The organism is Shewanella sp. SG44-6 (assembly GCF_014164185.1).
Lineage (GTDB): Bacteria > Pseudomonadota > Gammaproteobacteria > Enterobacterales > Shewanellaceae > Shewanella > Shewanella vesiculosa.
The window spans coordinates 1-8,417 of the sequence record NZ_JACJER010000167.1; the positions used below are offsets into that span (position 1 = coordinate 1).

7 protein-coding genes and 2 pseudogenes are annotated in these 8,417 nt (G+C 40.5%); 3 read left to right on the top strand and 6 right to left on the bottom strand.

Features of this window, described 5'->3' with window-relative positions:
• On the bottom strand, positions 1-603 hold a 603-nt coding region (locus H5185_RS19810; RefSeq protein WP_182742953.1), incomplete at its 3' end, for a ferredoxin--NADP reductase.
• Positions 604-646: 43 nt separating this feature from the next.
• Positions 647-1,276, bottom strand: a complete 630-nt coding sequence (locus H5185_RS19815) for a DUF5610 domain-containing protein (protein WP_182696663.1) — start codon at positions 1,274-1,276, stop codon at positions 647-649.
• Between the two features lie 289 nt (positions 1,277-1,565).
• Here H5185_RS19815 and H5185_RS19820 point away from each other — a divergent pair.
• Both H5185_RS19820 and H5185_RS19825 read left to right on the top strand, forming a co-directional pair.
• Positions 1,566-3,052, top strand: a pseudogene (locus tag H5185_RS19820) (FMN-binding glutamate synthase family protein).
• Between the two features lie 148 nt (positions 3,053-3,200).
• Positions 3,201-3,407, top strand: coding sequence for a hypothetical protein (locus H5185_RS19825; protein WP_235781755.1), 207 nt, complete (start codon positions 3,201-3,203; stop codon positions 3,405-3,407).
• A 221-nt stretch (positions 3,408-3,628) separates the two neighbouring features.
• Here H5185_RS19825 and H5185_RS19830 read toward each other — a convergent pair whose 3' ends face one another.
• Together H5185_RS19830 and H5185_RS19835 are read right to left on the bottom strand one after the other, a co-directional pair.
• Positions 3,629-3,850 (bottom strand): hypothetical protein, encoded by a 222-nt coding sequence (locus H5185_RS19830; RefSeq protein WP_124018053.1) that lies wholly within the window; start codon positions 3,848-3,850, stop codon positions 3,629-3,631.
• Between the two features lie 336 nt (positions 3,851-4,186).
• Positions 4,187-5,980 carry an ABC transporter ATP-binding protein/permease gene (locus tag H5185_RS19835; RefSeq protein WP_124018054.1) on the bottom strand — a complete coding sequence of 598 codons (1,794 nt, stop codon included), beginning with the start codon at positions 5,978-5,980 and terminating at the stop codon, positions 4,187-4,189.
• Positions 5,981-6,339: 359 nt separating this feature from the next.
• Between H5185_RS19835 and H5185_RS19840 the strand changes: the two genes are divergently transcribed.
• A complete protein-coding gene (locus H5185_RS19840) occupies positions 6,340-6,516 on the top strand; it encodes a hypothetical protein (protein WP_124018055.1) in 177 nt (58 codons plus the stop codon).
• A gap of 42 nt (positions 6,517-6,558) precedes the next feature.
• Here the strand turns inward: H5185_RS19840 and aroG are convergent, their stop codons facing one another.
• Positions 6,559-7,614, bottom strand: a complete 1,056-nt coding sequence (gene aroG / locus H5185_RS19845; protein ID WP_182742954.1) for a 3-deoxy-7-phosphoheptulonate synthase AroG — start codon at positions 7,612-7,614, stop codon at positions 6,559-6,561.
• A 591-nt stretch (positions 7,615-8,205) separates the two neighbouring features.
• Positions 8,206-8,417: pseudogene (locus tag H5185_RS23100) on the bottom strand (hypothetical protein); the annotation flags it as partial.

Here is an 8,417-nt window from a genome sequence, read left to right on the forward strand (position 1 = left end):
CCCCGCTTTCTGTTCAATTAATCCGCTGCTAATACCATCGGGAATACGACATGATAAAGCATTAGGATAATCTTCACGGGTCACAATAGGAATAAATACAAACTGCTGTGGATGCAGTTCAATAAACTGCTGGATGGTCTCTAAATAAGCAAGATCTTCACCAAGGCGAACACCATAAACGAGCACGACCTTTTCAAATCGTTGCCAAGGCCCATCAGTTGCCAGCATTGAGATAAAAGGTCCGACAGCGGTGCCTGTGGCAAAAAACCACAAATGTTTACCTTGCAAAGCGCCATTTGGCACCTCGTCTAGAGTCATAAACCCTGTTGCTTTAGACGTAACTTCAATAGAGTCTCCAGGGGTTAATGCTTGTAGATCTGGAGACAGCAGCCCGTCCTCTACCGCAACAGCAAGCACTTCGACATAGTCCTTACCTGGTGGATTCACCAGTGAATATGCACGAGCAACACGCTTTTCATCTCGTATTTGGCTGAGCTTTATAAACTGACCGGCGATAAAAGGTTCGACATCGGCTTTGATCCGCAGTGAAAATAATTTGTCATTCCAATCAATGCGTTCAATTACTTTACCCGTAGTCCACATAGTCACGATCCTTTCACTGAGAGCCAATCTTAATCATAAGAGACTACGTCGCTTGAGTCACGCTTTGTGATTCATCTTTAGCAAGCTTATCTTGCTTAAATTGCGCTAACCCTTGCTGTATCAGTTCATATGTTTTATCCACACCAGCGGCTATATCACCTTCTAACACCTTTAAACCAGACAATATATCGCTAGCCTCTTTAAAGCCTTGATCTATGGCATCACCAATTTTGAGCATAAAACTATCAACTTGCTCATCTAGTCCCATAGATTTATTTTGTTGTTGGTGAATAGAGAAAAAATTTGTGGCAAAGCTCACAATGCGATCAGCTGTTGCCTCTGGTGAGTAATCCACTCCGCTATCAACGCCCTTCTGAATTGCGTTGTCTCCAAGCGTAGGGGCAAGTTCTTGGTTAATGGCTTCAATTGCGGCGCGATAAAGCAACGCCATAGACTTGTCACCCGCAGAAATACTCACTTCCTCCTGTGCGGCAAGAATACTGTTGTTCATCATTTGACGACTCAGTTGACTCACTGATACTTTAGCTGATGAATTTACCGCTGAACTCGTATTATTAGCTTTATTTTGAGTTGAAGTATTCGCTTCACTGGTTGGAGTATTGTTGTTTTCTCGTCCCTTCACATTTGAGGGCGCTGCGCTTTTAATGTCCATAATAGTGTCTTATTTAAAGTAACGGATAGCTTAATTATCGACCAAAAAATGCATACCTGAAGTCATAATGAAATAAATATACGATTTAATTCACTGCAATAATGACCATAAATGCTTCTTCGTTTTAAAACAAAGCAGTTAGATAGCAAGCAGAAAAAATAAACGATATAGTGAGATTATATTTGGCATTGCTAATATGGTTAATTAACCAGACTCAATTACTATCATTACTGCGACTAAATTACCGCGAATAAACACACAGTACTAGATTCAATTTAAGGACAATAATATGCCGCAACAACATTGGTTTATGTGGGGAATGGATATCTTCTCTGGTCTTTTCTTAGTGTTATTTTGGCTATTACTGATTGCGGTCATTTACATGTTTATTGCTGATAAATGGCAAACAAAACAAGCCATACGCCATAATTACCCTGTTATCGGTCGCTTTCGATATATATTTGAAAAACAGGGTGAGTTTTTTAGACAATACTTTTTTTCTCAAGATCGTGAAGAACTGCCGTTTAACCGTGCCGAGCGCAATTGGGTATATCGCGCAGCAAAAATGTTGACCGTACAATTGCATTTGGATCAACACAAGTTCTAGATAAACCCGGTTCAGTGATGTTCATGAACTCAGCCTTCCCAGTCAGCGATCATGACTCTCACAAGACAATAGACGTAACCATTGGTCCAGATTGCACCCATCCTTACACAACCAGTAAAATTTGCCATATTTCAGCAATGAGCTTTGGTGCATTATCTCGACCAGCGATAACGGCGCTATCTCATGGTGCAGCGAAAGCAGGTTGCTGGCTCAATACTGGTGAGGGAGGATTAAGCCCGTATCATCTTAAAGGTCATTGTGACTTAGTGTTTCAAATCGGGACTGCCAAATATGGTGTCCGAGACGAACAAGGCCATTTAGATCCTCAAAAACTCAGCGATATAGCAGCCCACCCTGAAGTTAAAATGTTTGAAATTAAGTTGAGCCAGGGCGCGAAGCCAGGGAAAGGAGGGATTTTACCTGCAGTAAAAGTGACCGAAGAAATCGCAGCCATTCGCGGTATTCCAGCAGGACACGACTCAATTAGCCCTAATGGCCATATTGAATTACACAATGTTGCTGACATTGTCGATATGATAAATCAAGTAAGAGACATTACCGGTAAACCAACTGGCATTAAGGCTGTATTAGGCGATATGTCTTGGGTAACAGAGTTTTTGGATGAAATTGAGCAACGTGGGATAGAATATGCCCCAGATTTTTTTACGTTGGACAGCTCAGATGGCGGCACTGGTGCAGCGCCACAGGCATTGATGGACAACGTTGGGTTACCACTAAGGCAAAGCTTGCCGTCTCTGGTTGATCTATTGAATCAACGCGGCTTTAAGCAACGCATTAAAGTCATCGCAACGGGTAAAATGATTATGCCATCTTATGTGGCTTGGGCATTGGCCACTGGCGCAGACTTTATTGCTTCAGCTCGCGGCAATATGTTTGCCTTGGGTTGTATTCAATCACTACAGTGCAACAGAGACACCTGCCCAACGGGTATCACAACCCACAATATCCGTCTGCAAAAAGGCTTAGATCCTAAAGATAAATCTGTGCGAGTGGCAAACTACAATCATTTCTTACATTATGATTTAACTATGATTGCCCACTCTTGTGGCGTAACGGACCCAAGGTATTTAACCCGTCATCACGCTCGAATAGTGCAATCGTCTGGAGTTGCAGTCACCCTTGATAATCATTACCGTCATATGCAGTAGAGAAGCGCATCAATCCCAGTAAACAACTGGGGTTGATGCGCGCGATTACTTTGCCGAATATCATTAAAGGGTGTATAATAAAATTTGATGTTTGTCACAGTAAGCGGTCTTAGTGTGATTTTAAAGCGAAATCAAACAGAAGGATTTCATGTTGAATATCAAAAAGAATGCAGTAGATCTTAATGTTGATCTAAATGTCAAAAGCTTAAGTTTAAGCTGTAAAAACTGTAATCGAATGACAGAAATCGAAGGCGAGCTAGTGTGTTTTGAGCAAGGAAAAATTAAATGCTTAACTCTCGATCCGTCTCCAGCAGCATTGATAAAAATGGTGTGTATTAATTGGCAAAAAAAATAAGCCAGTCATCGTTATACTCTCTACTAAACCATTGTTTCAGCCAATCCTCTTGTCCTTACATTATCCAGAAAATCTCATTTAGCAATTAATCCTCTTTGAGCATTAAATGAAATCACTTAAGCCAAAGCCAATACTGCAGCTGTGATAACAGCCGCTACTAGAATATGATTTTATTACACTCGATTAATCCCAAAGTACATGGGAATTGTATTGTGGGATGGCTAGATTGATATATTGCTCTTATCCAAGTCGCTGTCCATTGCCTTCGCGAGAGTCACTCCACGAGTCGTCACTCTTAAACCGGCACACAAATCGTTGTAGACTATTTTAATCGCATCATCAGACATGTTACGCCCTTTTAGCATTGCCATAATAGCAAACCAATCAGTTGTCACTTGATGTCGGGTGCCTTCTAGCGCCGCAATTAACGCAATATTATGCACAAGTCACCTCCATACACGAATTCGCACCTTTAATAAAATCCAATTGATTGAAAAGTATAGCTATCTGGGGATAATACACCATAAGTCGGACTATAGATTAACTGCGTTGATCACTGCCGTCAAAAATTTCAGTCACGATAGATCTAACAAGTCAGTTTACGCGCTATTCTTTGCTGCTTAAGTATTCAATTATAGCGTTTAGCGTTATAAATAGCGGCCATTTATGTAAAACTTAAATGCTGTATAAGCCTTACTCATAGTCAATAAAGCATAAATGAAAAACAGCAACTTCGGTATTTTATTCTTTTATATCACCTAGCAACATAGCAACGTCCACTAGGCATGTGGCAGATTTTTTTGTTCATGTTGAATATGCCAAAGTCGTGCATAAAGACCTTGTTTAGCTAACAAACTGACATGAGTACCATGCTCAACAATCTTACCTTTACTCAATACTACTATTTGGTCGGCATCAATAATGGTCGATAAACGATGGGCCACCACTAAACTTGTGTGTCCTTTAGCAGCATCTCTGAGCGCGCTGAGAATCGCTTGCTCAGATCGTGAGTCGAGAGACGATGTTGCTTCATCAAACACTAGGATGGGCGAGCCCTTCAACACAGCTCGAGCAATAGCAACTCGTTGTTTTTCTCCACCTGAGAGCTTTAAACCTCTCTCCCCCACTTTGGTATTGCCTTTATCTGGTAATGATTCAATAAAGTCGCTCAAATGCGCTAGCTTAACTGCTGCGACAATCTCATCATGAGTCGCATCGGCACGACCATAGCGAATATTTTCGTAAATAGAATCATTAAATAACACGGTATCTTGCGGGACAACAGCAATAGCTCTTCGCAAAGCTTGCTGGCTAAAGTGACGCACATCAATGCCATCAATAGTGATTGCACCACTAGCAACATCATAAAAGCGGAATAGCAATTTAATAATAGTTGATTTACCCGCGCCACTGTCACCGACTACAGCAATTTTTTTCCCTGCTGGCACCTCGAAGCTAACACTGTTCAAAATAGGGCGTTGGTCGTATTGAAAACTCACATCGGTAAACTTTATCGTCCCAATCGTTGGGCTAATCTCAATAGCATCATCCGAATCTAATACTTGTGGTTGTTTGTCTAAAATATCAAACATACGCTCAATATTGGCTAATGCACCGCGGATCTCACGATAAACAAACCCTAAGAAATTTAACGGAATAAACAACTGCATCATAAATGCATTAATTAACACAAAGTCACCAATAGTCATTGAGCCCTGGCTTACTTCATAAGCCGCTAATGCCATCATAGCTGTCATAGCCACAGCGATAATTAACGCTTGACCACCGTTTAGGGCAAACAATGATAAACGATTTTTTCGTTTTGCCACTTCCCATTGCTCAAGTGCAGAGTCATATCGTTGTGACTCAAATTCTTCGTTATTAAAATATTTTACGGTTTCATAATTTAACAAGCTATCCACTGAACGAGTATTGGCCAGCGAGTCAGCTCGGGCAGCATCACGAACATAACCGGTGCGCCACTCAGTCGCTACGATAGAATAACCAATATAAGCTACAACAGAAACTAAGGTTATCAGCGCAAAACTGATGCCATAATTATAAAAGAAGACCCCAATAACAAGCATAATCTCAAGCAGGGTTGGTACGATATTAAATACCATAAAACGCATTAAAAAATTGACACCACTGGTGCCACGTTCAATGTCGCGGGATAAGCCACCGGTGCGACGATCTAAGTGAAAATCAAGATCGAGTCGATGCAAATGTTCAAATACCGCCCGCCCAAGACGACGGATAGCACGTTCGGTGACTCGGCCAAATAAGGTGTCACGAACCTCACCAATAATGACATTGAGTAAACGAACCGCGCCATAAGCTAATACCAAGCCAACCGGGACTGCAATAAGCTGGGCCGGAGATTGTTTATCTAAGGTATCGACTAATTCTTTCAAAAGAAATGGCAATGCAACACTGGCGAGCTTAGCAACCACTAAACAAATCATAGCCAAAATCACGCGCGCTTTAAATTCTAGTAAATATGGCCATAACAGGCGTAAAACATGCCAATTTAACTTCCCTACCGGGCCTTCAAAATACGCAGAAGGTCTCATTTATGCTCCAGTTATTTACCGCTGCTAGGCAGTTTACGATGATCTAATATTGATTGTCTTATTATATGCCATTTTCTTATCAGACATTGCTCACATTACGATGTAATAACGGCAAACTCACCAGGATCATAAAAGGGGGGGGTAATCGCATGTAAGTAGTACGTAGGTAGCACTTTAGTAGTATATTTATAGGATCCGCATTAGTCATAAATACTATATTTCAAACTTTTTTAGCCCTTTTAAGCTTTTTTAATCTAAATTGAGTTATTTCTGTAAGCAGAATTTGTTATTCTTTGGTTACATAAAAATGCTTGTTTGATAGTAAACAAACAACGATTTACGAGTTTAAAGGATACTTTATGTTGGAGAATTCAAAAATTCAGTACCCACCATTACAACTAATACAAACATGGGTATGGATGATGATTGAATCAGGTAACCCTGAGTTGCAAGAAAAAGGCCGTGATAATCTCATATCGGCTTTTGGCAGTTTAGCTAAGGCCAATGAATACTTAGTACAAGGTATAAAAAAATAAGGCGCATTTAGCGCCTTATTTTTACGTCAGTTTACACCCACTTTATGCTTGTCGACGGTTCAGGACACTTTGATTTAATCTCGCTAGCAGCGTCTCAGTGTCATCCCATCCTATACAAGCGTCAGTAATGCTTTGCCCGTAACACAGAGCACTGCCTTCAATTAAATCTTGACGCCCTTCAACTAAATGGCTTTCGACCATTACACCAAAAATAGCATAATTTCCTTGAGATATTTGCCCTGCCACATCTTCAGCAACCATCATCTGCTTTTTATAATCTTTACTGCTATTGGCGTGGCTAAAATCGATCATAATGTTATCAAGCAATTCTGATTTAGTCAGCTGCTGAGCAATATCAACTACATGTTCAGCGCTATAATTGGGAGTGCGTCCACCGCGTAAAATAATATGGCAATCAGGATTACCTTTAGTGGAGACAATAGCCGAATGACCAAACTTAGTCACCGATAAGAAATGATGTGGAGCATTAGCAGCCCCAATCGCATCAATGGCCACCTTAATGGTACCGTCGGTACCATTTTTAAATCCGACTGGGCAAGAAAGACCTGATGATAGCTCTCTGTGAACTTGCGACTCAGTCGTGCGTGCCCCAATAGCGCCCCAACACATCATATCGGCAACATATTGAGGTGTTATCATATCTAAAAACTCACCCGCGGTTGGGATACCAGCATCGTTCAAATCAACTAATAGTTTACGAGCAGTGCGTAAGCCATCATTTAATTGAAAACTGTTATCCATATAAGGATCATTGATTAACCCCTTCCAACCAACCGTTGTTCTCGGCTTTTCAAAGTACACTCGCATAACAATTTCAAGCTGATCTTTATACTGCTGACGTAACTTAACCAAACGTTGACCATACTCTAACGCGGCAACAGGATCATGGATTGAACAAGGGCCAATCACCACTAAGATGCGATCATCTTTACGCGCTAAAATATTATGAATACTGTTACGTGCATTGAAAACGGTTGTTGATGCATGTTCGGTTGCCGGAAATCGCTCTAGAATCGCAATTGGAGGTAGCAATTCTTTTATTTCATCGATACGAATATCGTCATTTTGATAATGCATAGTGGTTACAACTCCGGCAAAACATATAATTTATCTGATTTAATATAAGGCTAAATCAGCTGATACAATCCATTAAGAAATGATAAAAAACCATCGAGAAAATGAATAAGAATCTTCAATTTAACCAGTATTTATCGACAAATCAATCAAGTATTACTCATCTGGGCCGATAAAAGAGACAATAAAAATTGATTCGTTAGCAATACGCTAAAACAATGACTGATGATCCGACAGGACCTTGGTATAAACGGAGTATTAAGTAAGGCTATTTGATGATTTTTTTATATTCAATGACGCTAAAGATAACTTGTCTTATAATCAAAGTGTACTCATGATGTTAATGTGCTTTACTTTGGTTATTACCATGAATCAACACAAGGATGATGATCTATTTAACACTAAGCAGTATCTCCTGAGGAGACTAACCATTGAAAAGCAATATCGTTTTTTCTATCTGTTTATTTAACTTATTATTAGGCTTTTGTAGACCCTTATCTGCCACTTTATTATCCTCAATAGAAAATGTACCCCTATCAGATAAATTTAACGCGCTGAGCAAGAATGAACAATCGCCGCTAATGATCGACAGCATTAGTTTTTCAACCAGTGATAGTATTGCTCCGTATTTCTTCGCTGATGAAGAGATTGGTGTGCAATATGATCTATTAAAAGCCGCCCGGCTTGCCCCAGCGTTTTGAGCAAAGCATTGACCGCACCTGGAGCCAGCGCTTTTTCCTGAATGTGATCCCAGCGGTTGGTGGGACGAAACACCGGACCGTTGGTGATGCCCGCTGCATCTAACC

Coding starts and splice junctions, on each gene's coding strand:
- H5185_RS19815 (WP_182696663.1), bottom strand. CDS start 1,276: ATGGACATTAAAAGCGCAGCGCCCTCAAATGTGAAGGGACGAGAAAAC.
- H5185_RS19825 (WP_235781755.1), top strand. CDS start 3,201: ATGTTGAATATCAAAAAGAATGCAGTAGATCTTAATGTTGATCTAAAT.
- H5185_RS19835 (WP_124018054.1), bottom strand. CDS start 5,980: ATGAGACCTTCTGCGTATTTTGAAGGCCCGGTAGGGAAGTTAAATTGG.
- H5185_RS19840 (WP_124018055.1), top strand. CDS start 6,340: ATGTTGGAGAATTCAAAAATTCAGTACCCACCATTACAACTAATACAA.
- aroG (WP_182742954.1), bottom strand. CDS start 7,614: ATGCATTATCAAAATGACGATATTCGTATCGATGAAATAAAAGAATTG.